The 24,118-nt window shown below is 73.3% G+C and carries 21 protein-coding genes; 5 read left to right on the top strand and 16 right to left on the bottom strand.

Going from position 1 to position 24,118, the window contains the following annotated elements; all coding sequences use genetic code 11:
• Window positions 1–5: 5 nt before the first annotated feature.
• The 6 genes from ACH4ZA_RS03275 to ACH4ZA_RS03250 are packed head-to-tail and all read right to left on the bottom strand — an operon-like array spanning window position 6 to window position 5,733.
• Window positions 6–1,316 carry an MFS transporter gene (locus ACH4ZA_RS03275; protein WP_398427736.1) on the bottom strand — a complete coding sequence of 437 codons (1,311 nt, stop codon included), beginning with the start codon at window positions 1,314–1,316 and terminating at the stop codon, window positions 6–8.
• A gap of 42 nt (window positions 1,317–1,358) precedes the next feature.
• Window positions 1,359–2,144 (bottom strand): sulfotransferase, encoded by a 786-nt coding sequence (locus ACH4ZA_RS03270; protein WP_398427735.1) that lies wholly within the window; start codon window positions 2,142–2,144, stop codon window positions 1,359–1,361.
• The gene (locus tag ACH4ZA_RS03265) at window positions 2,141–3,013 is read right to left on the bottom strand and encodes a sugar phosphate isomerase/epimerase family protein (RefSeq protein WP_398427734.1); all 873 of its coding nucleotides are present in this window, start codon (window positions 3,011–3,013) and stop codon (window positions 2,141–2,143) included. Before ACH4ZA_RS03265 ends, ACH4ZA_RS03270 begins: the two co-directional genes overlap by 4 nt.
• Window positions 3,010–3,891: a hypothetical protein gene (locus tag ACH4ZA_RS03260; RefSeq protein ID WP_398427733.1), complete on the bottom strand. Its 882-nt coding sequence runs from the start codon at window positions 3,889–3,891 to the stop codon at window positions 3,010–3,012. Before ACH4ZA_RS03260 ends, ACH4ZA_RS03265 begins: the two co-directional genes overlap by 4 nt.
• Window positions 3,888–4,862: a Gfo/Idh/MocA family protein gene (locus ACH4ZA_RS03255; RefSeq protein ID WP_398427732.1), complete on the bottom strand. Its 975-nt coding sequence runs from the start codon at window positions 4,860–4,862 to the stop codon at window positions 3,888–3,890. The genes ACH4ZA_RS03260 and ACH4ZA_RS03255 overlap by 4 nt, the downstream gene beginning before the upstream one ends.
• Window positions 4,863–4,911: 49 nt before the next feature.
• Complete coding sequence (locus ACH4ZA_RS03250) at window positions 4,912–5,733, bottom strand: amidohydrolase family protein (protein WP_398427730.1); 822 nt, start codon at window positions 5,731–5,733, stop codon at window positions 4,912–4,914.
• A gap of 211 nt (window positions 5,734–5,944) precedes the next feature.
• Here ACH4ZA_RS03250 and ACH4ZA_RS03245 point away from each other — a divergent pair, with 211 nt between their 5' ends.
• Window positions 5,945–6,427 (top strand): NUDIX domain-containing protein, encoded by a 483-nt coding sequence (locus ACH4ZA_RS03245; RefSeq protein ID WP_398427729.1) that lies wholly within the window; start codon window positions 5,945–5,947, stop codon window positions 6,425–6,427.
• A gap of 133 nt (window positions 6,428–6,560) precedes the next feature.
• Here ACH4ZA_RS03245 and ACH4ZA_RS03240 read toward each other — a convergent pair whose 3' ends face one another.
• The 5 genes from ACH4ZA_RS03240 to ACH4ZA_RS03220 all read right to left on the bottom strand — a co-directional run bounded on the left by ACH4ZA_RS03240 (window position 6,561) and on the right by ACH4ZA_RS03220 (window position 13,214).
• Window positions 6,561–7,295: a TSUP family transporter gene (locus tag ACH4ZA_RS03240; protein ID WP_398427728.1), complete on the bottom strand. Its 735-nt coding sequence runs from the start codon at window positions 7,293–7,295 to the stop codon at window positions 6,561–6,563.
• Window positions 7,296–7,953: 658 nt separating this feature from the next.
• Complete coding sequence (locus ACH4ZA_RS03235) at window positions 7,954–8,466, bottom strand: flagellar motor protein MotB (protein WP_398427727.1); 513 nt, start codon at window positions 8,464–8,466, stop codon at window positions 7,954–7,956.
• 150 nt (window positions 8,467–8,616) lie between these two features.
• On the bottom strand, window positions 8,617–9,255 hold the full coding sequence (locus ACH4ZA_RS03230; RefSeq protein ID WP_398427725.1) for a hypothetical protein: 639 nt from the start codon (window positions 9,253–9,255) through the stop codon (window positions 8,617–8,619).
• 124 nt (window positions 9,256–9,379) lie between these two features.
• Entirely contained in the window at window positions 9,380–12,406 is a 3,027-nt protein-coding gene (locus tag ACH4ZA_RS03225) for an AAA family ATPase (protein WP_398427724.1), read from the bottom strand.
• A gap of 235 nt (window positions 12,407–12,641) precedes the next feature.
• The gene (locus tag ACH4ZA_RS03220) at window positions 12,642–13,214 is read right to left on the bottom strand and encodes a hypothetical protein (RefSeq protein ID WP_398427723.1); all 573 of its coding nucleotides are present in this window, start codon (window positions 13,212–13,214) and stop codon (window positions 12,642–12,644) included.
• 345 nt (window positions 13,215–13,559) lie between these two features.
• Between ACH4ZA_RS03220 and ACH4ZA_RS03215 the strand changes: the two genes are divergently transcribed.
• Complete coding sequence (locus tag ACH4ZA_RS03215; RefSeq protein ID WP_319280068.1) at window positions 13,560–14,201, top strand: dihydrofolate reductase family protein; 642 nt, start codon at window positions 13,560–13,562, stop codon at window positions 14,199–14,201.
• Between the two features lie 14 nt (window positions 14,202–14,215).
• On the opposite strand, the gene ACH4ZA_RS03210 is transcribed toward ACH4ZA_RS03215, so the two are convergent.
• The gene (locus ACH4ZA_RS03210; protein ID WP_319280066.1) at window positions 14,216–14,974 is read right to left on the bottom strand and encodes a hypothetical protein; all 759 of its coding nucleotides are present in this window, start codon (window positions 14,972–14,974) and stop codon (window positions 14,216–14,218) included.
• Between the two features lie 210 nt (window positions 14,975–15,184).
• Here ACH4ZA_RS03210 and ACH4ZA_RS03205 point away from each other — a divergent pair, with 210 nt between their 5' ends.
• Window positions 15,185–15,472 (top strand): DUF4190 domain-containing protein, encoded by a 288-nt coding sequence (locus tag ACH4ZA_RS03205; RefSeq protein ID WP_319280096.1) that lies wholly within the window; start codon window positions 15,185–15,187, stop codon window positions 15,470–15,472.
• A gap of 144 nt (window positions 15,473–15,616) precedes the next feature.
• Here the strand turns inward: ACH4ZA_RS03205 and ACH4ZA_RS03200 are convergent, their stop codons facing one another.
• From ACH4ZA_RS03200 to ACH4ZA_RS03190, 3 genes are all read right to left on the bottom strand, one after another.
• Window positions 15,617–16,717 carry a LacI family DNA-binding transcriptional regulator gene (locus ACH4ZA_RS03200; protein WP_398427722.1) on the bottom strand — a complete coding sequence of 367 codons (1,101 nt, stop codon included), beginning with the start codon at window positions 16,715–16,717 and terminating at the stop codon, window positions 15,617–15,619.
• Between the two features lie 260 nt (window positions 16,718–16,977).
• The gene (locus tag ACH4ZA_RS03195; protein ID WP_398427721.1) at window positions 16,978–18,870 is read right to left on the bottom strand and encodes a beta-galactosidase; all 1,893 of its coding nucleotides are present in this window, start codon (window positions 18,868–18,870) and stop codon (window positions 16,978–16,980) included.
• Window positions 18,871–18,913: 43 nt separating this feature from the next.
• Window positions 18,914–20,035: an MFS transporter gene (locus ACH4ZA_RS03190; protein WP_398427836.1), complete on the bottom strand. Its 1,122-nt coding sequence runs from the start codon at window positions 20,033–20,035 to the stop codon at window positions 18,914–18,916.
• A gap of 447 nt (window positions 20,036–20,482) precedes the next feature.
• Between ACH4ZA_RS03190 and ACH4ZA_RS03185 the strand changes: the two genes are divergently transcribed.
• Window positions 20,483–21,973, top strand: coding sequence for an acyltransferase (locus ACH4ZA_RS03185; protein ID WP_398427720.1), 1,491 nt, complete (start codon window positions 20,483–20,485; stop codon window positions 21,971–21,973).
• 3 nt (window positions 21,974–21,976) lie between these two features.
• On the opposite strand, the gene ACH4ZA_RS03180 is transcribed toward ACH4ZA_RS03185, so the two are convergent.
• A complete protein-coding gene (locus ACH4ZA_RS03180) occupies window positions 21,977–23,092 on the bottom strand; it encodes a Ku protein (RefSeq protein ID WP_398427719.1) in 1,116 nt (371 codons plus the stop codon).
• A gap of 61 nt (window positions 23,093–23,153) precedes the next feature.
• Here ACH4ZA_RS03180 and ligD point away from each other — a divergent pair, with 61 nt between their 5' ends.
• Entirely contained in the window at window positions 23,154–24,038 is an 885-nt protein-coding gene (gene ligD, locus ACH4ZA_RS03175; RefSeq protein WP_319280055.1) for a non-homologous end-joining DNA ligase, read from the top strand.
• Window positions 24,039–24,118 lie beyond the last annotated feature (80 nt).

Below are 24,118 nucleotides of genomic sequence, written 5' to 3'. Positions count from 1 at the left end.
GGCGCTCAGCTCGCGGGAGGGGCGGCTCTGTCGGGCTCGATCGGGGAGGCGGCGGCAGGGGGCTGCGCGGTGTCCGGTCCGGCCGTCGTGCGCACGAGCCACGCCGATGCCAGGCAGCCGACGACGAGCAGGGCGGCCAGGGCGAACCAGGCCAGGTCCGTGTCGGCGGCGATCAGGGTGGTGACCAGGACCGGACCGGCCGCCTCCTGGGCGGCCAGGCTCAGCCCGAACAGCGACAGGTACCGGCCGCGCAGCCGCTCGGGCGCCAGACCCATGGACACGGTCCACTCCCCGACCGCGCCGAAGAGTTCGGTCAGCGTGTGGGCGAAGACCGCCAGCACCAGCAGGACGATCACCACGAGCGTGGCGCCGCCCGAGCGGTGGGCGGCCCAGTAACCGATTGCGGCGAGGACGAACAGCAGGGCGGCTGCCCGGTAGACGCGCGGCGCCTGGGCGGGAGAGGTGCAACTCCTGGCCGTGCGCATCTGCAGCAGCACGACCAGCACGGTGTTGAAGGTGAACAGCAGGCCGACGAGACCGGCGGGGGCGCTGGTGTACTCGTACACCCACAGCGGCATGCCGATGGTGAACGTGGTCGAGTACATGAGGACGAGGACGTTGAGCGTCGCGAGGCTCACGTACCGCCGGTCGGCGAGGACCTGACGGTAGCCGGCGCGTGGCCGGCCCGGCTCGGGGGGCTGCGGGGCACGGATGACTTCGATGGTGAGGACGAGGGCGATGGCCCCGGTGTAGGAGACGGCGTTGACCACCAGCAACGCGTGGTAGCCGGTGTCCGAGCCGAGGGCCAGGACGGCCGCGGCGGCCAGGCCGCCGATGCCGAATCCGACGTTGAGGACGGCCCGTTGGAAGGCCATGAGAGGGACCTGGTCCTCGGCGTCCGCGATGGTGGTGAGGAAGACCTTGCGGGCCGGGTTGACCATGCGGTCGGCGGCATGGGCGACGCTCGCCACGACGACGAGACCGGTCCAGTCGCGCACTCCGAGGAAGCCGACGTACGCCGCGGCGCCCGCCGCCCAGCAGCCGATCACGACCTTGCGGGCGCCGAACCGGTCGATCAGCGTGCCCGACAGCGGTGTGGCGAGGCTGCCCACGAGTCCGGCGATACCGAGGCCGGCGCCGACGGATCCGGCGCTCAGGCCGACCACGACCGTGAAGTAGAGAACGGATATCGGCAGGAACATGCCGGTGCCGACGGCGTCCACGATCGCGACCAGGGCCCAGCGCTTCGCCGCGGGTGCGTCCGGCACACCGGCGCGGCTGAGGACTGCACGGCCCCGCACTGCCCACTTGGTCACGGACTTCTCCCTTGCAAGGTCGGTGGCGTCAGCCCGGCGGGGTCAGGGGGTGCTCAGGTCCGACAGCGTCCGCCACAGGCGGCTGATGTGCTCGGGCAGCGGCTCCTGCTCCGGCTCGCCGGCCCGTTCGCTGAGCTGCTGCGCGTACGGGAGCAGGTCGAGTCCGATCGCCCGGGACAGGCGGTCCAGGTCTTCGCCGGCGCACACGCGGGCGTACTCCACGACGGTGGCGCGGGCCGGGTCGCGGGCAGCGGGGTGCGCCAGCCACTGCTGGTGCCAGGAGGCCCATTTCTCCAGCGCTTCCCGCCGGCTGCCGGGCCGCCACGGCCGGTCGCCGGTCCACTTCAGCATGGAACGTGCCACGGCGGCCGGATGGCGCACGAGGAGCACCCAGTGCGCCTCGGGCAGCGTGTCGGCGAGCTGGTCGAGTTCCAGCAGGTACTCGTTGTACTTGTCGCCGTAGCGGGTGGCTCCCGAGTACGCCTCCCGTACCAGGTGTCTGCGCAGCGCCGTCGCGTCGGTGACGCGGCCGTCGGCCACGTCGGCGGCCGCGGTTCGCAGCGCCTTCTCCACGCTCTCGAGCCAGCGCCCGGCATACCGGCCGTAGGGCGGCTTGCGGTGCAGGGCGTGCAGGATCTCGTCCACCCGGAGGTGGCGGCCGGTCACGTCCTGCTGGGTGCACCAGCGGTGCAGCAGGTAGGGCAGTTTGCCGTTGATGGTGAACATGCCGCCGACGTCGGCGAAGGCGTCGTCGAGGACGCCGGCGAGGGCGGTGGTCCCCGAGCGTTGCGCGCCGAGCAGCACCAACGGGCGTGCGCCGGGGCTCATGAGGTCTCCAGCAGCTCTCGGGGGAGCTGCTCGCACCAGGCCCGCAGCCGCTGCATGCACTCGACGCTGGCCGCGAACCCGTCCCGGGAGAAGTCCTCGCCCCAGGGCCGGTCGCGGTTGACGGGCGAGAGGACCCGGCCGTGGCGCCAGTGGGTTTCCAGGCTGAGGAAGCCGGTGTAGCCGTCCTCGGCCAAGCGGGCGAGCATCGTCGGCCAGTCCAGGTCGCCGTCGCCCAGCCGGACATAGCCGTTGACGCCGTCCGGGTCCTTCACGTGCACGTGCCGGATGAGGTGGCGGCCCATCAGGTAGTCCGAGGGGTAGCGCACGGGCCCCCAGCCGCCGCGTACGGCGTTGGCGGGGTCCCAGAGCACGCCGACGTCGTCCCGGCCCAGCGCGTCCAGGAAGTCGAGAACCTCCCGCATGTGCGGGGTGTTGCTGCGGGACTCGGTCTCCAGGACCAGCGGGAGGCCCGGGTCGATGCCCTCGAGAACGGCGGCGACGACGTCGGCCGCGCGCTGCGGCTCGGGGGCGTGCTCGGTGTCCGTGAAGAAACTGAAGATCCGGGCGTGCGGGGCCCCGAGGCGCACCGCACGCCGGCAGGATTCCACCACGGTCCGGCGGGCCTCGGCGAGTTGTTCGTCCGTGGTGGGCAGAAGGCCCTTGAAGATCGGCGGCGCGAAGCCGGCCACGGTCAGCCGGCGCTCGTCGAGGAGCCGGCGGTGGTGGTCGATCTGTTCGTCGGTCAGCTCGTGGGGCGGCGTCTCGTCGTACGACCGCACCTCGACGCCGGCGAAGCCGAGTTGGGCGGCGGTGTCGGCCACCAGGACGGGGTTCTGGGACAACTCGTCACCTATGACGGCGAGTTTCATGCGTGTGCGGCTCCTGGCTCGGACGGGTGCGTCGGCTCGGCCGGCTGTCGGCCGAGCGGCATCCCTGGTCGGTTGGCGCTCGGGAGGGGCGAGCGCGTCGTGTCGGCGCCCATGTCCGGCCGTGCTCCCCGGCGTGGGGTGTCCGGTCCGGCGGCGGGCGAGGCCAGCTCGGCCGCGAGCACTGCGAGATCGGCGTCGGGGACGCCTGCGCGCGATTCGACGGTCACCGCGTGCAGCGGGCCGAGACTCAGCAGGTACGACAGGTCGGACAGGTCGTGCGGGGCCAGCGGGCGGTGCCGGGTGCCCTTTGAGGTCCGGTGAACGCCCTTGACCTGCGCCGCACGCACGAACGGGGCGAGGGCGCGCAGTTGCGCGTGGTCGGCGCCGCCGATCTCGGCCAGGCCGAGGAGGTCGAGCAGCACGCCCACGCCGGTGCGCTCCGTGAGGTCGATCAGTCCCGTGACGTCGGGGCCGCCCGCGTGGGTCTCCACCCATGGCCGCAGGCCGGCGTCGGCCGCGGCGGCGAGCTGCTCGCCGACCAGGACCGGGTCGGGGCGTTCGGCGCAGAAGACCTTGACCGGGTACTCCGCCGGTACCTCCTCCTCGCCGACGGGCCAGAGCGCGGCGTCGCCGAGACGCCAGCCGACACCGACGAAGAAGACGTCGGCGCCGGTTCGCCTGATCCGGTCGATGCCCGCCCGTACGCCGTCCCGTTCCCAGCCGTGGTCCTTGCCGATGCGCAGGTCCACGCCGGTTCCCCCGGCGAGAAGCACCGCCCGGGCCAGTTCCTCGGGGCCTGCCCCGGGCAGGGTGCCGGACGAGTATCCGAGGGGCGGGTGGCAGTGGGCGGGCGCGGCCACGGTGCGGGCGCCGCTCATGCGGCCGCCTGCCGGGTCGCGCCGACGACGGAGTGGAGCAGGCCGTCGAGTATCTCCACCACGCCGCTGCTGCGGTCGAGGCGGGACAGGTCCGGGGCCGGGCCGCCGCGCAGCGCGTCGGCCAGCTCGCGGTAGACGTCCTGGCGCAGTTCGGCGGCCGGGCGGGCGGGTGCGGCGAGCGGCCGGCCGTCGACCTCGCCCGTCGTGGCGCCGGCCCGCACCTCCACCCAGTCCTGCCGACCGAGCACGGTGAGTTGTTCGAAGCGGGCGGCTGCCCGACAGGTCACGGTGACGGTGAGCCGCGCCCCCGAGCGGAAGGCGATGTGGCCGGACAGTTCCGTGTCGATGCCCTCGACGGCGTCGGTTCTGGACAGGCACGTGATCGCGACGGGTTCGCCGAGCAGCTGGCAGGCCAGGTCGAGGTAGTGGGCCCCGAGGTGGACGCTCACTCCGCCGACGGCCGCTTCCGGCTCGGCGCGCCAGCCCTCCCGGTAGTGGTCGGCGGAGCGCGGACGGGAGATCAGCAGGCTGCCCACCGCGTCCGCGAACCGCTCCGGCGCCTCGGCCCGCAGTGGCCCGGGGAGGGCGAAGCGGTGCTGGAACATCACCGTGCTGAGCAGGTCCGCGCGGGCCGAGGCGGCGAGGATCTCGTCCAGTTCGGCGGGTAACCGGGCCGGCAGTTTCTCGATGACCAGATGCTTGCCGGCGGCGACCGCGTCGGCGAGGACCGCGGGGCGGTGCCCCGGCGGCAGGCATACAGCCACCGCGTCCGTCCGCGGGTCGGCCAGCGCCTCCGGCAACGGGCGTACGGGCAGGCCCGCCTCGCGGGCCCGGCGGGCGGTCGCCGGGTCGGACTCCACGACGGCGGCCAGCCGCACGCCGGGTAACGCCTGAACGGCGGCGACGTGCTGTCTGCCCGCGTTGCCGAACCCGACGACCGCGATCCCGACCGGGTGCGTTTCCGTTGCCATCAGCCCGTCCTTCCCCGTCACGCCCGGCGCCCCGGCCTCTGTCGCCATGTCAGCTGCCGTCCGGTGAACCGGGGGACGGACACCACAGCTTCGCGGCGGTCCGTCCGAGGTAGTCCTCGGCGCCGTCGCCGGGCAGGGCGCGGGCTGCCTCCCGGGCGTAGTCGACGAGTCCGGCGTAACCGCGGTCGGAGGTGTGCGGGTAGTCGGATCCCCAGACGAGGCGGTCCGTTCCGAAACACCGGCCCAACTCCTTCAGGAGCGTTCCGGGGTCGGCGACGTCGTACAGGTTCATGGTCGAGACCTTGACGTAGAGGTTGTCGTGGGCTCCGACCTCGAACAGCGGCGCCGCGCCCCTGCCGTCTGGGCCGTCGCGGAAGTCGACGAATCCGCAGTGGTCGAGGACGAAGGCGACTCCCGGGAACCGTGCGACCAGCGCCGGCAGTTGAGGCAGCTGTTCAGGGGTGACCCGCACCAGGACCGGAATGTCTAGTTCCGCCGCGTTTTCCAGGAGGGGATGGCAGCGGGGGTCGATGGTCCCGGCTCCGGTCGCCAGGTTCACCCGTATGCCGGCCAGGCCCTGTTCGCGGATGCTGCGATGCAGGTCGGCACGCGAGGCGGCCGGTTCGCCGACGTCCACGACGGCCACCCCGCGCAGCCGGTCCGGGTATGCCGCGCAACTGTCGGCGAGGTAGCTGTTGTCACTGCCGTAGACCTGGATCGGCTGGACGAGAATCGTCCACGCCACGCCCCCGTCGTCCATGAGCGCCGGCAATTCCTCGGCGGTGACGGGGTGGGTGCTGTACCAGGCGTTTTCGTCTCTGCTGCGAAGAATCGACGGATAGCGTAATGCATCCTCTGCAATGACGTGCACGTGCGAATCAACAATCACCGCTGCCGACCCCCGTCGAATCGCGAAACGCTTGCTCGATCATTTGGTATCACGGTGCTTTCGGTCACGTCAACGCCATTATTTTTTGCGTACCTCAGCCCCTCTCGCGCCCACCGCGACTCTCGCCCACACAGGTTCTTCACGGGTTAGCGACCCCTTGACACGACTCGCCACCGCACGGACCATCCTTGACGTGGCCGATTCACTGAGCAATTCATCGACAGCTCGCGCCCGCGCTGCCGCAGGCGTGCTTTTCTTTGACGAGCAGGGTCGTATCATGCTCGTCCAGCCGACCAACCGGGAAGACAAATTCCTCGGCATTCCGGGCGGTTACGTACCACCCGGGGAGACTCCTTACGAAACTGCCGTACGCCAGGTCAAGGAAGAAATCGGGATCGATGCACCGGTAGGCCGCCTCCTCGTGGTCGACTGGGCCCCCTCCGGCGACGACGAGAAAATCGTCTTCGTTTTCGAGGGAGCGGTCCTGGACGCCGAGACTCAACGCCGGATCCGGCTGAACCCGGAATCGACCAGCGGTTTCGACTTCTATGAGCCGGAGCGCACGTCGGATCCCGAAATGCTCATGCTGCGGCTCATCAAGCGCATCGAGGCCGCGGTGCCCGCCCGCGCCGCGCGGACCACGGCATACCTGGAGCACGGCGAGCCGCTCGGCTGACGGGAAGCCCGGCAGTCGTTCGCCGCCGCGGCGATCCGGCCGGCCGCGCCCAAAAGCACGAGCCGGTCGGCCGTCGCCGGCGGTCTTCGTCGCCGGTGGGGCTCCCGCGGGGCGGGCGGCGGCCGGTGCGGCGTCACAGCATCCCCTGGACGCCCTTGACCAGGACGGAGAGGCCGCCGGTCAGTGCCAGGGCGAAGATGAGGCGGCGCACCCACTCCTCGGGGACCCTCGGTGCGAGCGCTCTGCCGACGAGGGCGCCCGCCACCATGGCGGCCACGGCCACCGACCAGGCCGGCCCGCTCAGCCGGGGCACGCCGTTGGCGGCCACCGAGAAAACGTTGACCAGGATTCCATAGAATTGTGCGTTCGGCACGAATTCACGGACCGACCAGCCCGCATTCACCGCGTACAGCGAATACGGCGGTCCTCCGACTCCGGCGGCGGAATTCATGAATCCGCCCAGAGCCCCAGCGGCGACAGCTCCCCTCGTCCCCGCCAGAGCCGGTATGCGCACGCCCCCCATGACGAAAGCGACGGCCAGCGTCACCAGTATTCCGATACCTGCCAGCAGAACGGGTTCGGGCAGTCGGGCCGCCACCCAGGAACCGGCGGGCACCGTGCATCCCGCGGCGATGATCAAGGGAACCATGGCACCGATGCGAACCTGCCGCCACCCCGCGGTGAGCCCCACGACACTGATGGCTCCGGCCACGCAATTCGCGAGCACTACGCCCTGAGTCGTCCCGAGCACCAAAACGAGCGCGGGCACCGCGATGAGCGCAAAGCCCATGCCGGTCAGCCATTGCACCGACGCACCGAGCATGACTATGCCGCCCAGCAGTAACTCGGCCGCCCCTGCGCTCGCCACAGCTCACACCCACCATCATCCGAGATGATCTACGCCATCCTCTCCACAGGACGGCCGCGATTGCAACGGCCCGGCACGGAAGAATTTTCTGCGCACTCGCCGGCATATTGCTTACACAGCCCTTACACGCGGAGGTCATACAGAGTTCCCCGCCTTCTCGGACATATCGGCGACGCAAGGGAACCGATCCGGACCCGCGACCGGCACGTCGGCTGCTTCCTCCGGCCTGCCGCGAGCCGCTCGGCGGCCAGGCCGGGCCTGCCTGCCCGCCCGGGTGCGCGACGGCGTGGTGTCGATCGCCGCGCCCGTCCGCGGTCGCCGCGCGATCTCGCGCGATCCGGGCGCCGCCTCCCCTGAGGCGGCCGTGGGCCACCGGGGACGGCGGGCAGGGCGCTCCTCGCTCCGCGCTTGCCGCGGCCTTCGCAACGGCGGCCCGTGCCCGAGGCGTCGGCTAGCGCCGTGACCGTAAAGGTTTGCCGAGAAGCTCGCGGCGTCCGGTGGTGGGGGCACCTCCCACGCCGTTCAGGCTGCGGGGGAGCATCGCAAGGCGGAGCATCGCCCGTGTACTGGATGTACTCGGGCGAGGCGAGGCGATGCGACAACGCGGCGAGGTGCCGTGCCGGACGTCGCGAGCCGGTGAACCTTTCCGGTCACGGCACTAGCGGTAGAAGACGGACACGCCGCCGTGGTGCGAGCAGGCGCCCTGGTGGTGAGCGGCATAGGAGTACGTACCGTCATTGCACAGGGCCGTCGCACCGCCGCCCGCAGAGTCCGAGCCGCCCGACGAGTCGGAGCCGCCGCCGGACGACGAGCCGCCGGACGACGAGCCGCCGCCCGTGCCCGACCCCGCGGCGGCGTGCGCGGTGACGGTCACCTTCACCGTGACCGTCTCCGTCACCGTCGGCGCGGGCTCCGGCTTCGCGGTCTCCGTCGCCGTGGCCGTCGCGGTGACCGTGGCCGTGGCCGTGACCGTCGGCCGGGTCTTGTCGCTGACCGCCGTCTTCGTCGTGTTCGACTTCTGGTCGTCCGCACCGGCGCTTCCCAGGCCGATGATGAACGCCAGGCCCAGGGCGGGCAGTACGAAGCGTTTGCGGGCCCACCTCGGTGCGGGACGGGCGGCCGGCGGTCCGGGCGGAGGCTGCAGCGGCGGTTGCGGCTGGTAGTAGCTCACGGGGCCCCCTGATCACGTGCGTGAGGGGCGAAACTACCCACACCGGGACGTCAACCGTGAGGGAACGGTGAAGAAGTTGACCCAGTTGTGACCTTGCGCCTTCGCCCTCGACCCCGTGCGCGCACGGCAGTTCCCCCGGCGGGCCGGTGGTCAGGCTGTGCGCTCCTCCGGTGTGAACGGGCCGGTCGCGGGGGCGACGCACTTGTCGACGACGGTCTGCTCGCCGGCCGCCGAGCCGTCCAGGCAGAGCCGTCCGCCCCGGTCGCGCAGGTCGAGGAAGAAGCGGGTGGCCGTGCCGGACTGCTTGAGGTCGTGGATGCGCTCGTCGATGTAGCCGAGGTCGTTGAGGACCTTCCTGACCTTGGCGGGGGTGGGGTCCGCCAGATTCCACAGCGCCCGTGCGACGCGCTCTTCATGGAGGTTGCTCGCACACCAGTCACGTGCGTTCAACTCCACCTCGGGGCCCGCCGTGGGGGCGATCGGCGCGACGGCGTCGGCCGGCGGCGTCTCCCCGGACGGCGACGTCCTCGCCGGACCCGACGGCGGCGCCTGCGGCGGAGCGCTCGCGGGGCACTGTTGCGCGACCTGCCGCAGCATCTCCGTGAAGGCCACGCCCTGTTGGGGCCCCGCGCCGGCGGCTCGGCTGCCCGGCGAGCTGTCCGCGTGCGGCTTCTCGGCTCCGCAGGCGGTGAGCGCCAGAGCCGCGAGAGCGGCACCCGCGAGCGCCGGCCGCAGACGGCGCGGGGTGCGGGCGGTCGTGCCGGTCGGTGCGGAGGTTCGATTTCTCATGCCCCGAGTCTGGAAGCAGGTCACGGCCGCCACATGAGCACGCCTACTCACGTGCTCGACCGCAGTCACTCAGACGTCGGCTTCGGCACACCCAGGCCGCGCCGCGCGCCCGATCACGCCCGGCTCATGAACCGGCGCCCAGGCCGATGCGCGTCATGAGACGGGTCAGCGCCGAACGGGACGGCACGTCGAGCTTGCGGTAGACCGAGGACAGGTGCGTTTCGACGGTGCGCCGGCTGAGATGGAGCCGGGCGGCGATGTCCTGGTTGCTCAGGCCCTCCGCCAGCAGCCCTGCGACCTCGACCTCGCGTGCCGTGAGCTCCGCCAGTTCCGCCGGGACGGCGGGCGTCCGGGGGATGACCTCGGGACGGATCGACTCGGCCAGGTCCACGAGCAGGCGCGCGCCGCCGGCGACGGCGATGCGGTGGGCGCGGCGCCACATGGCGGCGGCGCGTTCGCCCTGGCCGGTGCGCCGCACCAGGGGGGCCGCGCGGAGGAGGCTGTACGCCTCCCACAGGCGCTGGCCGCAGTCGGCGTACTCATCGGCGGCGGCGGCGAGGAGCCGGACGGCTCTCTCCGTGTCGCCGCGGTGCTCGGCCAGCGATGCCTCGGCCCGGCGGGCTGCCGCCCGCTGACCGCCGAGACCGAGCCGGTCGGCCTCGCGCGCGGCCTGTGCGGCCCAGCGCCGGGCCTGGGCGAAGTCGCCCGTGGCGAGGGCCGCGCCCGTGAGCGTGTCGAGCTGGCCCGGACGGATCGACGGTTGCAGCAGGGGGAGTTCGCGGCCGCCGCCGGCTGTCATGATGGCCTCCTGCGCGCGGTGCGCGTCGCCGCCGACGAACGTGGCGTGCCCGAGCATGCACCACGCCAGGGCGGGCCACCAGCCCTTGCTCCCGCTGGTCGCCGCGACGGCCTCCTCGGCGGTGGCCAGGGCACTGGCGTCCCCGAAGGGACGGCTCAGCAGCAGCACCAGCGTCTTGACGGCGAGGGCGAACGCCAGAAGGTCGGGGCTGCCCGCGGCTCGCGCCAGGGTCTCCGCCTCCTCGGCCGCCTCCAGCGCGGACGGCAGGCGGCAGGTGGTGAGGTGGACGAACGCCTTGCTCGTCAGCAGGTGCGGCAGGACGTGGAGCCGGCGGCCGCGCCGGGCGATGTCGAGCCCGCGGGTGAAGTGCCTCTCGGCGTCCGGGTAGCGCTCCAGCAGGACTTCCGCCCAGGCCAGCCAACTCAGCGACTCGCACAGGTCCGTGAGGCCGGGGTCGGTCAGCGCGTCCGTCAGCCGGGACGCGGCGTCGGTGTGGCGGACGGCCGCTGCCGTCTCGCCCTCGTACGCCTCGCCCAGGGCGGCCAGGGCGAGGGCTGCCGCCTCACCCGCGCAGTCGCCGTCGGCTCGGGCGAGGGAGACGGCTTCCTCGACGTCCGCGCGGGCCTCGGGGTAGGACGCCGTCAGCAGGGCGGACATGCCGAGGGCGAGCCTCAGGGAGACCGCCTGCCCGGGAGAGGGGCTGGGACGGCGGGACAGCTCGCGGCGCAGCAGTGCGGTGGCCTCCGGGGAGTGGCCGAGGTGCCGCTCCACCACGGCGCACCAGGCGACGGCCTCCGTGCGCAGCAGCAGGTCCTTGCCCGGCGTCTCGATCAGGTCGTGCAGCAGATCGCGGCTCTCGCGGAGACTGCCGCTGACACCGAGCGCGCGGGCACGCGCCAGGACGAGTTCGTCTCGCCGCCGGTCGTGTCCTGGTGTGTCCGGCAGATGCGCGAGGACGACGTTCAGCAGGTGGGCGGCGGTGGCCGGCGCGGTCGACGCGCACTGAGCGGCGGACTCCTCCAGCACCGCGGCGGACTCGGCGTCCCAGCCGGTCATCGACCGTTCGACGTGGTGGGCGCGTTCGGTGGCGGGGGCGCCGCTGCGGGCCAGTGCCCGCGCGGCCCGCCGATGCAGCTCGGCGCGTCGCCCCGGGGCGGTGTTCTCGTAGACCAGGGCCCGCACGAGCGGGTGGCGGAGCACCCACCGGCCGCCCGGCGCGGCGCGCAGCACGTCCCGCGACTCGAGTGCCCGGATCTGCTCCGTCACGTCAGACACGTCCGACGCCGCCGGCACTGTTTCCGAAATTTCCGGCACGATTTCCGACGACTCCGGCACCGTTCCTGACGCCCCCGGCACCGTTTCCGGCACCTCCGCCGGCTGCTTCGGCGCGTCCGCCCTGACCGGCAACGCCTCGGCCGACGGTCCGATCGCCTCGGCCACCATGGCGGGGGTGGCGTGGGCGCCGAGCGCCGCCACCGCCTCGGCCACGCGACGCTGTGGCGCGGTCAGCGCGGTCAGCTCCTCGAGCAGCAGGGCCGCGAGGCCGCCCTGCACTCCGACCGTGCCCGTCGCTCCCGTCCCGCCGGACTCGGTGGGGATGCTGTGCGGTCGGGCTCCGCCGCGGTATGCGTGCAGCAGGGCGAGCAGATAGAAGGGGTTGCCCTCGCTGGCGGCGTACAGCTGCTTCGCCTCGTGCCCGGGAACGTCGGCGGCCAGCGTCCGGATGGACTCCTCCTCGGGAAGCGGACCCAGCGCGAGGTGCAGGACGTCTCCGCCGGCGGCGCCGCGGGTCAGGGCCGCGGTCAGGGAGGTGGGGGTCTGCCGGGCCCGTCGTGCCACGACCAGGAGGACCCGGCCGCGGGCGGGGTGCCGGATCAGGTGATCCACGAGTTCCCTTGACGCGGGATCCGCCCAGTGCAGGTCGTCGACGGCCAGCACCACTCCTCGCTCGCCCAGGCGTGTGAGGAGGACCCTGATCGCACGGTGCAGTCCGAAGCGGGCGACGGCGCCCGGGTCGGACGTGTCGCCCGGCGCCGACTGCCGGATGCCGTGCAGCACCAGGTCCAGTTCGGGCAGGGCGGGGTAGGCGGCGACGACGCCGGGGTCGACGTCGGCGAGCGCGTCGGTGAAAGCCTGGAAGGGGACGTGCTGTTCGTATTCCGTGGCACGGCCGCGAAGCACCGTGAATCCGCCCCGGCGGGCCCGGGCGCAGACTTCGCCGAGCAACCGGCTCTTGCCGATGCCCGGCTCGCCGGCGATGTCGACGACCGCCGGTGCGTCGGGCAGGTCCGGACCGGCCAGCAGGGCGTCAAGACGCGCGAGTTCCGCTGTTCTGCCCACCAGTTGTGTCACGCTCGCGCACCCTGCCCGCCCAGTCGGTCCCAGTTCCCCGCGACCATCCTAGAAGCGGCTACTGACACATATGGGGTGACATATGTCGAGCCTGTCCTCGGCACGATGCCGCGATGGCGTGGGGTGCGGCTCCGTGGCCGACGGAGTGCGGGCTGTGGGCGGCAGGCGGTACGGCCGTGGGCGGTACGGGCCGTGGGCGGTACGGGCCGTGCGGGCCGCAGGACCGTGCGGGCTGCTACGCGTCGGGGGCCTCGGCGGTCGACAGGGGGACGCGGAGAGCGCGGTGCAGTCGGGCGGAGGCGTCGGGGTCGAGGCCCGGCCTCGCGTGACGCAGGGACGCGCCGTGCTGACCGATCAGGGCCAGGTCACGCAGCTGACGCCGCAACTCGGCGACGGCGTTCAGACGTTCGCCCGCGGCTTCGACGCCGCGGCTGCCGACCACCGCGATCGGATCGGCTGCGCCGAACAGGTAGGCCACCGCGGTGTGGAGCACGGCGGCCGCGGCAGGCTCGTCGGCGTCACCGGGTCCGGCCTGCCCGTCGTTGTGGCAGTACTCGCTCAGCAGGTGCTCACCCAGACCGTGCTTGATCTCCCCGAAGGCGGACGCATTTCCCAACGCCCCCTCCCACAGGGCGTTGAGCATCGGTCGGAGGCCGATGGCGTACTCCGCCTGGTCAGGGGCCGGCAGAGCCTCCTGGACCCGCATCAGCCGCTCGGCCACGCCGACGGCGAACACCACGCGCTCTCCCGCGGACGCGGCGGCCAGCCGGTCCGCCACCTCGGCCTGCAACTCCTGCCAGGTCGCCATCCGCGTCCACCCCCGTCGTGATCGATCACCTGCCGACGACACTAGCCGCACCGTGGCCAGGGGCCACGCGGCCCACCGGACGGGCACGCCGCAACCGACGGCGATCGCGCCGGTGGCCTGCGGGGACTCCCGGGGCGGGGCTTCGCCGGGCCGGGACGCGGTCCGTGTTCCGTCGTGAGGTGACAGGGGTGCGGCGCGGTGTCGCGGTGCCGGGCCGCGCCGTGTCGCGGTGCCGGGCGGGCGGCGGACACGAAGTCGGCGCCGTCGCGGCGATGAGTCCGCCCGGGTCCACAGGTCTACCTTCCGACCGAGACAGACGAAACGCGTGACTCACGGGAGCAGGGCATGGGCCTCATCGACATCGAGATGTTCGCATCACTGGACCTCGTCGCACAGTCGCCCGGCGGCCCGGACGAGGACCCGGAGGGGTTTCCGTTCGGCGGCTGGCAGGCGCCGTTGTCGGACGAGGTCGCCGGAGCGCAGATCGTCGCCGCGTACGAGGGCACGGACGCCCTTCTGCTCGGCCGGCGGACGTACGACGTCTTCGCCGCGTACTGGCCGCACCAGAAGGGCGGCGTGGACAACGAGATCGCCACGCTCTTCAACAGCGTCCCGAAGTACGTCGCCTCCCGCGGCACGCCCGACCTCTCGTGGGAGGGGTCGACGCACCTCGGCCCGGACCTGGTCGGCGCGGTGCGCGAGATCCGCGACCGGCACGAGCACGTGAAGGTCGTCGGGAGCATCGACCTGGTGCAGACGCTACTGCGGGAGAAGCTCTTCGACCGTCTCGACCTCTGGGTGCACCCGATCGTGCTCGGCGTCGGCAAGAAGGTGTTCGACGGTGGCGCGGTGCCCACGAACGTCACCCTCCTCGAACCGCCCGCGACCAGCCCGAAGGGCACCGTGTACCTGCGCTACGGACTCGCCGAGGGCACGCCCCGGACCGGGGACATGAGCGCACCGGGGCGCGGCCTCGGCGACGACTGACGACCGGGTGGGCGTCAGTAGCGGTGGCCGGGCCAGTGGGGGGAGGTCCAGCGGGCCTCGCCGGTGAGGGCCAGCAACTGTATCCGGTGGCGCAGGTCCGCCGGTGCGTCCGAGGCGCGCAGTCGCGTCACGGCGTGGCCGAGCAGCCAGTCGACCAGTTCGGCGCGCAGCTCCTCCTCGTCGTGCTCGGGCCAGTGGACGTGCCACGGCAGGCTGTCTCCCAGGAGTTCGTACTCCCAGTGCCCGGCCGCCTCGGCGAGACGCCGGTCGCTGAGGGCCCCGGTGTGCCGCTCCCAGTCGGCGAGCCACGGGCGGAGCGTCCCGGAGGCCTCGGCGCACATCGCGAGGACCTGGTGCACGGGGACGGCGGCGTCCGGGTCGGTGAGGCTCTGCATCCACCAGGCGTGCAGGAACTCGTCGACGGCGGCGGCCTGTTCGCCGGGCCACTGCCGCCAGCGGGCGCGAGCAAAGGAGTAGCCGGCCTCTTCCAGACCGGACGGGGCGCGCACCCGTCCGGCGGCGAGGGCCGTGGCGAACTGCGGCAGGATGCGGCGGAGCACGGCCGCGTGATCGGTCCAGTCGACGGCCTGCCAGGTCCGCCGCAGGAGGTCGGGCTCCAGTTCCGCATCCGGGGTCTTGAGGAGGGAGACCTCTTCCGGACTGCCCCAGTGGCATGAGCAGTTGTGCTCGTCCGGATGTGCGGTCATGCCGTGGAAGACGTCGGAGACGTCGTCCAGGGCGGCGCGCAGACGGCGGCGTGCGGCGAGGTGCATGGGTTGCCCGGCCTTCGAGGACTCCGTCCGGCTCGCCGGGCGAAGAGCGTCACGCTACACGGTGCGGCGGGGCGGCGCACCGGCCGTGCCGACCGGTGAACCGACGCGGCATCGACATGGGAGCGGCGTCGCGGGGCACTCGACCCGCAAGTCGAAAACAAGGAGCGCGTGGCCCGTTCGGTCCGTGCCACCGACAACCGGGAGTGTTCCATGGCGGGTTACAGCAACTCTTCCACCGCGTCCTCCGGGTCCCGCACCAACGGCCTTGCCATCGCGAGTCTGTGCTGCGGCATCGTCGGCCTGTTTCTCCTGAACATCGTCCTGGGCCCGCTGGCCATCGTCTTCGGCGCCGTCGCCCGTCGCCAGGCAGCGGTCAGGAACGGTGCCGGGATGGCGAAGGCCGGCATCGTCCTCGGTGTCGTCGACGTGGTCCTCTGGCTCGTGCTGCTGACCGTCGCCGCCAGCAACGGAGGGGTCAGCTGGTACGTGGGCGGCTGACCCGACACGCGGACGCGCGGGGATCGCGTGGACGCAGGGGAGCGACGGGGCGCCGGGCCGTGGGGCCGGGCGCCCCGTCGTCGCGGTCCGGGGCGCGGTCGACCAGCCGTATCCGCCCCGGCCCGTGAGAGGCGGACCCGCGGATCAGGCGGTCGGGTGCGGGGTGGTCCGGCGGGGCGGGGCGGTCGTGCTGCGGCGCACTCGCAGGTCGACCGGGATGAGGGTGAGGGAGGGCTCCGGCGGGAGGGACGGCTGGGGCGGGGTGTCGATCCGGGCCAGGAGGACGCGCAGGGCGATGGTGCCGATGTCGGTGAAGTCGGTGCGGATCGTGGTCAGCGGGGGAAGGAAGTGGGCGGCTTCCGGGATGTCGTCGTAGCCGACCACGCTGACGTCCTCGGGGACGCGGCGGCCCGCCTCGTGCAGGGCGCGCAGAACGCCGAGCGCCATCTGGTCGTTCGAGACGAAGACCGCGGTCAGGTCCGGGTCCTTCGCCAGTTCGCGGCCCCGGTCGTAGCCCGAGTCGGCGCTCCAGTCGCCGATGAGGGGAGCGTGGACCTCGGCTCCCGCCGCCTCGAGTGTGGCGCGCCAGCTGTCCGCGCGCCGGTCCGCCGACGTCCAGCCCGCCGGGCCGGCGAGGTGGCGGACGGTGGGGTGGCCGAGGGAGAGCAGGTGCCGCGTCGCCTTGCGGGCGCCGGTGCGCGCGTCGGAGGTGACCATGGGGGTGCCGTCGCCGAGTTCGTTGTCCATGACGACGAGCGGGGTGTCGAGGTGGGCCTCCGCGAGGGCGCGCGCGAGCCGGACCTGGGGGGCGATGGCGATGACGCCGTCCGCGCCCTCCGCCGACAGCCGGTCGGCCGCCCGCACCACCGTGTCCCGGTCCGCGGTGTCCAGCGCGATCGAGCTCACCAGGTAGCCGGCCTCCTGCGCCGCCGTGTTGATCGCGGTCAGGGTCGAGGCGGGGCCGTAGCGGGCCGCGTCGAAGGAGATCACGCCGAGCATGCGGGTACGGCCGCTGGCCAGCGAGCGGGCGCTGCTGCTGGGGCGGTAGCCGAGCGTGCGCATCGCCGTCCGGACCGCTTCCCTCGTCTCGGCGCGGACGGCCGGGTGGTCGTTGAGCACCCGGGAGACCGTCTGCTTGGAGACGCCCGCCAGTTTCGCGACGTCGTCCATCACCGGGCGGGCTCCGGCGAAGTTGCGTCTGCTGCGTCCCCTGGGCACCGGGCCGTCGGCAGCGCTACCGGTCATGGTGGGGGCTTCTTCCTGGGCTGGCCGGACAGGGCGGAGGCGCCTGGGCGCGGGCGGGGGCGGGGAGGGTTCCGCTTGCGGGGGCGGGCTTGTCCGGGCAGTGGCGCTGTTCGTGCGGAACCGCCCGGCGGATCCACAGGATAGGCCGGGCGGCGGGCGGACGGGTGGGCGAGGGGACGGGCGGGCCGTCGGCCGGCCGGACGGCGGGACCGGTCGAGGAGGCGGACGGACGGAGGGAGGGACGGAGGAGGCGGGCGGGGTCAGGGGCCTGTCGGGCCCAGGTCGGGGACGTCGGTGAGGTGGACCTCGGACGTCGTGGTGCCGTGCAGCTCCAGGACGACCAGGTCGTTGGCCCCGCTGCGCAGGACGGGGCCGGGGACGTAGAGGGTGCGCTGGGGGCCGCGGTTCCAGTAGCGGCCGAGGTGGAAGCCGTTGATCCACGCCTGGCCCTTGGTCCAGCCGGGGAGGGAGAGGAAGGCGTCGGCCGGGGTCGACACGTCGAAGGCGCCGTGGTGGAAGGCGGGCCCGGCGGAGGCGAACGCCCCGGGGACGGGGAACCGCGAGACGAGGGTCCCCCAGGTCCCGCCCTCGGGGCCTGCGGTCCCGCTACCGGCCGTCCCGGGGTCGGCGGTCCCGGGATCGGCGGTCCCGGGATCGGCGGCCTCGGGATCGGGGGTGGCGTTCGCAGCGGTGAGGGTCGCGAGGGAGGGGGCCTCGTCGAGCGGGAGGGCGTGGCAGTCCCAGTCCCGCAGGGGTCGTCCCAGGAAGGTGACCGGGCCCAGCAGGCCCTTCGGGACGCCGATGCGGGGCCCGTAGTTGACCCGGCCCATGTTCTCCACGAGCACGTCGAGGACGGCGCCCGCGCGCGGGACGTGCACCGGCAGGCTCTCCTCGTAGCGCTCGCGTTCCAGGACGCCGGCCGGGGCTCCGTCGAGGAACACCTGGGCGCGGTCCCCCACTCCCCCGGCGAAGTGGAGCAGGCCGTCTCCCGGGGTGGGGACGGTCGTCCGGTAGAGGGTGTAGCCGGAGCGCCGGCCCAGGTCGTCGGCGGAGAGCGGGTCCGTGGCGCGGACCGGCCGGCCGGCCGACCGGAAGAGGGACGCGCGGTGGGCCAACCGGACCGCCGTCGGCGGGAGTTTGGGCGACGGCGCCGGGACCGGCTCGTCCGGGACCGGCGCGTGGCGGGCGATGACCTCGCGGAAGGCGTGGTACTTCGGGCCCGGGTCGCCGCTCTCGGTGAGCGGGGCGTCGTAGTCGTAGGAGGTGACGGTGGGCACGTAGGCGTGATGGTGGTTGGCGCCGTTGGTGTAACCGAAGTTGGTGCCGCCGTGGAACATGTAGATGTTGACGGAGGCGCCCGCGGCGAGGAGCCGGTCCAGGTCGGCGGCGGCGTCCTCGGCGTCCCTGCCGTGGTGCGGGCCGCCCCAGTGGTCGAACCAGCCGATCCAGAACTCCGAGCACATCAGGGGGCCTTCGGGCTGCGCCTCACGGAGCCGGCGCAGCGACTCCTCCACGCGGCTGCCGAAGGTGCCGGTGGCGAGGACGCCGGGCAGCGTCCCGTTGCCAAGGTGGTCGCCGGCGGTCTGGTCGCAGGTGAAGAGCAGTTCCTCGACGCCCCGGGAGCGCAGGGCGTGCTCGATGTGCTTGAGGTAGGCGACGTCGTCGCCGTACGCGCCGTACTCGTTCTCCACCTGCACGGCGATGACGGGGCCGCCCGACGCCGCCATGTACGGCAGGAGCGGCGGGAGGAGGAGGTCGAGGTAGCGGTCGACGGCGTCCGTGAAGCGGGGGTCGCTGGTGCGCAGGCGGATGTCGGGGTCGGCGGTGAGCCAGTGGGGCAGGCCGCCGCCGTCCCACTCGGCGCAGATGAACGGGCCGGGGCGCAGGAGGACGTGCAGGCCCTCGGCCGCGGCCAGGCGCAGGAAGCGGGGCAGGTCGAGCAGGCCGTCGAGGACCAGGGTGCCGGGTTCGGGCTGGTGGAGGTTCCAGGGGAGGTACGTCTCGACGGTGTTCAGGCCCATGAGGCGGGCCTTGCGCAGCCGGTCCGCCCACTGGTCGGGGTGGACGCGGAAGTAGTGCATCGCCCCGGAGAGGATGCGGAAGGGGGCGCCGTGGAGGAGGAAGCCGTCGGAGGTGGTGGCGAGGGCGGGCATGAGGTCCCTTCGGTGGGATGGGGCGGGGATGGGGCGGTTTGCGTCAGCGGGACGGCCGGAGCGTCGTCCGGGTGAGCCAGAGGGTGGACGCCAGGCAGACGGCCGAGACGGCCGCGAGGATGAGGGGGACGGCCCGGACGCCCGACCACTCGATGATCTTGCCGAGTGCCGGGCCCGCGGCCACGCCGCCCAGCATGGACGCGGCCATGACGATCGCGCCGGCCCTGCGGGCGCCGGGGGCGACCCGGCTGAGCCAGGGCAGGCCGGTGGGGAAGATCGGTGCGATGAAGAGGCCCACGCCGGCGTAGGCGTACGGGGCGATGCCGGGGACGGCCGCCAGGAGGAGGCAGGCGGTCATGCCGGCGCAGGAGACCGTGATGATCGTCTGGGCGGAGAAGCGCAGGGCGATCGGGGCGGCCAGGAAGCGGCCGACGGTCATCATCAGCCAGTAGACGCTGGTCGCGGTGGCGGCCGCACCCGCGCCGTAGCCGACGGACTCCAGGTGCGTGGGCTCCCAGCCGCCCACGCCCGCCTCGATGCCCACGTGCAGGACGTAGAGGGCGACGAAGACGGCGAGGACGGAGCGCAGGGCGGCGCCGACGGGTGTGCGGTCGCCGGTGTCGGCGGACGCGGGGCGCGGTGCGTGGTCCCTGACGCCTCGCAGACAGAGCAGCAGGGGGAGGTTGGCGAGGGCGAAGGCCAGGAAGAGGGCCGGGTAGTGCTCGGAACCGACGGCTCCGATCAGGGCGGGACCCAGGATCGCGCCGACGCCGAAGTGGGCGTTGAGGATGTTGAGCATCGCGGTGGAACGGCGCCCGAAGCCCGTCGCGAACAGACGGTTGAGGCCGTAGTCGATGCCGCCGAAGCCGACGCCGGCCACGAGGGCCGCGAGGAGCGCGAGGGGCCAGCCGGGGGCGAGGGCGAAGCCTGCGGCCCCGGCCGCCATCAGGAGGTGGGCGACGGCGAGGATCCGGCGGTTGCCGGTGCGCCCGAAGCGGCGGTCGAAGAGGAGGACGCCGGCGACGCCGCCCGCGAAGTGGGCGCTCAGGCCGAGGCCCGCGGCGGAGGGGGAGAGTCCGAAGTCGTCGCGCAGGGCCGGGATCGACGGCCCGTAGAGGGCCTGGAGCGCGCCGATGAGCACGAATCCGAAGCAGGACGCGACCACGGCGGACGTCGTGAAGACGGGACCGGCCTCCACGGCGCCGGCGCCGACTCCGGCGACGGCGGACCCGTCTTCCGCATCCACGACGGGCCCGGCGTCGGCGACGGCGGGGCCCGTCGGAGTGCGGGTCGGGGATGCGGCGGCCGGGGCACGCCGCGCCGGGGGGCGGTCGGTCACGCGGACTCCAGGACGGGCGGCCCACGGCGTCGTGGGGGGCGGTGTGATGCTCCGACGTCCTTCGATGTTACCGGTAACATGACACGCGTCAAGAGTGCGGCGAGACCCGGCGGACCGGGGTTCCCGGACTCGGCGCACCGGGCCTTCGGGCTCGAGGCGACGGGGTCCTCGGGCTCGGTGCGGTGAGCGGTCGCCGGGCGGTCAGGGCACGGCTTGGTTGCGACAACGCGGTCGGGCTGCCGGGGAGTCGGCGGGAGCGGCAGCATGCGGGGCATGAGTCGAGACCGGTACGTCGACTTCCTGCGGGCCTGGGCGATCCTGCTGGTGGTGCTGGGGCACTGGCTGATCACCGGGCTGATCCGGCACCCGGACGGGACGCTCACCGCGCCGGAGATGCTGCGCGCGCTGCCCTGGACGCAGTGGCTGACCCTGGGCTTCCAGATCATGCCGCTGTTCTTCCTGGCCGGCGGGCACGCGGCCGGCGGTTCCTGGGCGCGGCGCCGGGACGCCGGCGGAAGCGCCGCCGGGTGGGTGGGGCAGCGGGCGGTCCGGCTGCTGCTGCCGACGGCCGTGTACAGCGGTCTCGTGCTGCTCGCCATCGGCGTGTGCGCCCCGCTCGGCGTGGATCCCGCCACCCTCGCGATGGTGGGATGGGCGATGGCCATGCAGTTCTGGTTCCTGCCGGTGTATCTGCTGATCAGCGCCCTGACGCCGGCGCTGTACGCGCTGCACGAACGGTGGGGGCCGCGTGTGCCGTTGGTCATGGGCGCCGTCGGGTTCGGCGTCGGCTCGCTCGTCGCGGTCGTCGGGCCGCCCCGCTCCGCGCTCGTCGAGGCCGTCGGAGCGGTGAACTACCTGCTCGTGTGGGGCGTCGTCTACCAACTCGGCTTCTGCTGGCGGGACGGGTCGCTGAGCGAGGGCGGGCGGCCGGCCCCGGTCGCTCTTGCGGCGGGCGGCGGGGCGGTGTTCGCCGCACTCGTCGGGCCCGGACCGTTCCCGGTCAGTCTCATCCTGGTGACGGGGCAGGACCCGAGCAACACCGATCCGCCGTCGGCGGCCCTGCTGGCCTGGGCGGTGGCGCAGGTGGGGGTGGCGCTGTGGATCGCGCCGGCCGTCCGCGGGGCGCTGGAGGGGGACCGGGTGCGACGGGCGGTGCGGGTGCTGGGATCCGGCAGCATGGCGCTCTACCTGTGGCACATGCTGCCCGTGCTGATCGTCGCCGCCGCCTTCTACCTCACCGGTCTCGCCCCCCAGCCCGGGTACGGCTCGGCGGGCTGGTGGGCCCTGCGCGCGCCGTGGCTGCTGGTGCTGGGGGCGGTGCTGGCCGGGGTCGTGCGGGCGTTGCGTCCGCTGGAGCGGAGGCTTGCCTCGGCGGACAGGGCCGTCCGGCCCGACGCCGGGCTGTGCGGGGCGGGGGCCTGGCGCATGTGGGCGGGGCTCGGGGTGAGCGTCTGGGCGCTGGTCTTCTTCGCGGGCCACGGGTTCGCGCCCGCGGGCGTGTTCCCCGCCCCTGCGGCGGCGGGGCTGGCCGCGGGCACGGCACTGCTGGCCTTCCCGCACCGGGGCGGCGTCCCGGCCGGCACGGAGGGCGGGGCGGACCTGGCCGACGGGCGCGACGGCCCCGGCGACGAGCGCGGAAGGCGCGGGGACGAGCGCGGGGGGCGCGGGGACGACGGGAAGCGCGCGGATGACGGGGAGCGCGGGGATGACGGAGAGCGCGGGGACGACGGGGAGTTCGCGCGCCGGGGGCGGGGCGGGCGGTGACGGTCAGGCCGTGCGTTTGCGGGAAGTCGCCTTCTTCGCCGTCTTCTTGGCCGCCGTCTTCGCGGTCGACCCTGCCGTCGCCTTCTTCGCCGTCGACGCCGTCTTCTTCGCGGCGGTCTTCTTGGCCGTGCTCCCGCTCGCCGTGGTCTTCTTCGCGGCCTGGGCGGACTTCGCCGTCGACGCGCGCGGCGCCGCCGTGGACTTCTTCGCCGTGGACGTCGACTTCTTGCCGCCCGTCTGCTTGGGCGAGGATCCCGCCGACTTGCGCTGGGGCAGGCGTCTGACCTCGGCCTTCTCGGCCGCCGCCGGTTCCTGCGCGGACGGCGACGCCTCACCCCGCGACTCCTTCGCCGCCCGGACGCTCTTCTCCAGGGCCGCCATCAGATCCAGCACCTTGCCGCTGGACGGCGCGGACGGAGCCTCGGGAGGCGCCTCGCCGGCCGCCTTCGCCGCGACGACCTCCTCCACCGCCTCGCGGTACTCGTCGTGCAGGTCCTCCAGGTCCACCTCGCCGAGGGTGTCCATCAGGGCGTCCGCGAGGTCCAGCTCGTTGTCGCGGACGGTGACGGAGGTGTCCGGGGCGATGCCCTCCGGCGCGCGGACCTCGTCCGGCCAGAGCAGTCCATGCATGGCGATCGCCTCGCCGACCACGCGGAGCATGCCGAGCCGCTCACGGCCGCGGAGGGCGTACTTCGCGATCGCGACCTTGTTGCTGCGCTTCAGGGCCTCCCGCAGCAGGGTGTACGGCTTGGCTGCGGGAGCGCCGCCCGCCTGGAGGTAGTAGGCGGCGTCCATCTGGAGCGGATCGATCCGGTCCGCCGGCACGAAGGCCACGATCTCGATGGTCTTTGCGGTGGGGAGCGGCAGGTGGGAGAGGTCCTCGTCGGTGATCGGGATGATCGTGCCGTCCGCGTCCTCGTAGCCCTTCCCGATCTCCGCCGACGTCACCTCGCGCTCCTCCAGCTCGCAGACCTTGCGATAGCGAATGCGCCCGCCGTCCTCCGTGTGGATCTGGCGGAAGGAGATCGAGTGGTTCTCGGTGGCGTTCACCAGCTTGATCGGAATGCTGACGAGACCGAAGGAGATGGCGCCGTTCCAGATGGATCTCACGTGCAGCACCTTTCCGGCCGAGAACGGGGGGCATGAGGTGATATCAGGTGTTTTGTGTGACTCTCATCGTATGACGCCGATCACCGAGGTGGAGGGCAGGCGGCTCGCGCTCAGCAACCTGGAGAAGGTGCTGTACCCGGCGACCGGCTTCACCAAGGGCGAGGTGCTGCACTACTACGCGACCGTCGCCGACGTCCTGCTCCCCCATCTGCGGGACCGGCCGCTGTCCTTCCTGCGCTACCCGGACGGGCCCGGCGGCCAGGTCTTCTTCGCCAAGAACGTGCCGCCCGGGACACCGGACTGGGTCACCACCGCCGAGGTGCCGCGGTCGGAGGGGCCGGCCCGGATGGTGGTCGTGCAGGACCTGCCGAGTCTGGTGTGGGCGGCGAATCTCGTCACCGAGTTCCATACGCCCCAGTGGGTGATCCAGGAGCCGGAGACCGCCGACCGGCTCGTCTTCGACCTCGACCCCGGCGCGCCCGCCACCGTCGTCGAATGCTGCGAGGTCGCGGTGTGGCTGCGCGAACGGCTGGCGGCGGACGGGATCGAGGCGTTCCCGAAGACCTCCGGGTCCAAGGGGCTGCATCTGCTGGCGGCCGTGCGGGGGGCGTCGTCCGAACGGGTGACGGAGTACGCCAAGCGGCTGGCCGTGGAAGCGGAGCGGGCGGCTCCGGGGCTGGTGCTGCACCGCATGACGCGGAGTCTGCGGCCGGGGAAGGTGTTCGTGGACTGGAGCCAGAACGCGGCCCGCAAGACGACGGCCGCTCCGTACACGCTGCGGGCGCGGGCGGAGCCGACCGTGTCGGCGCCGGTCACCTGGGAGGAGGTGGAGGGGTGCCGGTCGGCGGGGGCGCTCACGTTCTTGGCGGCGGATGTCGCTTCGCGGGTGCGGGATCTCGGCGATCCGTCGGGGGCGGTGTTCGAGGAGGGGCGGGCGGGGGCGGTGCCGGCGTGAGCGGTGGGGGTGTGGGGTGGGGTGTGGGCCGGGTTCTTCCGACCCCGCCGCCCCTGCCCGTCCCGTCATCGGGGGCGCGG

It is taken from the genome of Streptomyces sp. NPDC020597 (assembly GCF_044335095.1).
Lineage (GTDB): Bacteria > Actinomycetota > Actinomycetes > Streptomycetales > Streptomycetaceae > Streptomyces.
Note: the sequence above shows the minus strand (reverse complement) of the source record. Positions and strands in the feature narration are given on the sequence as shown.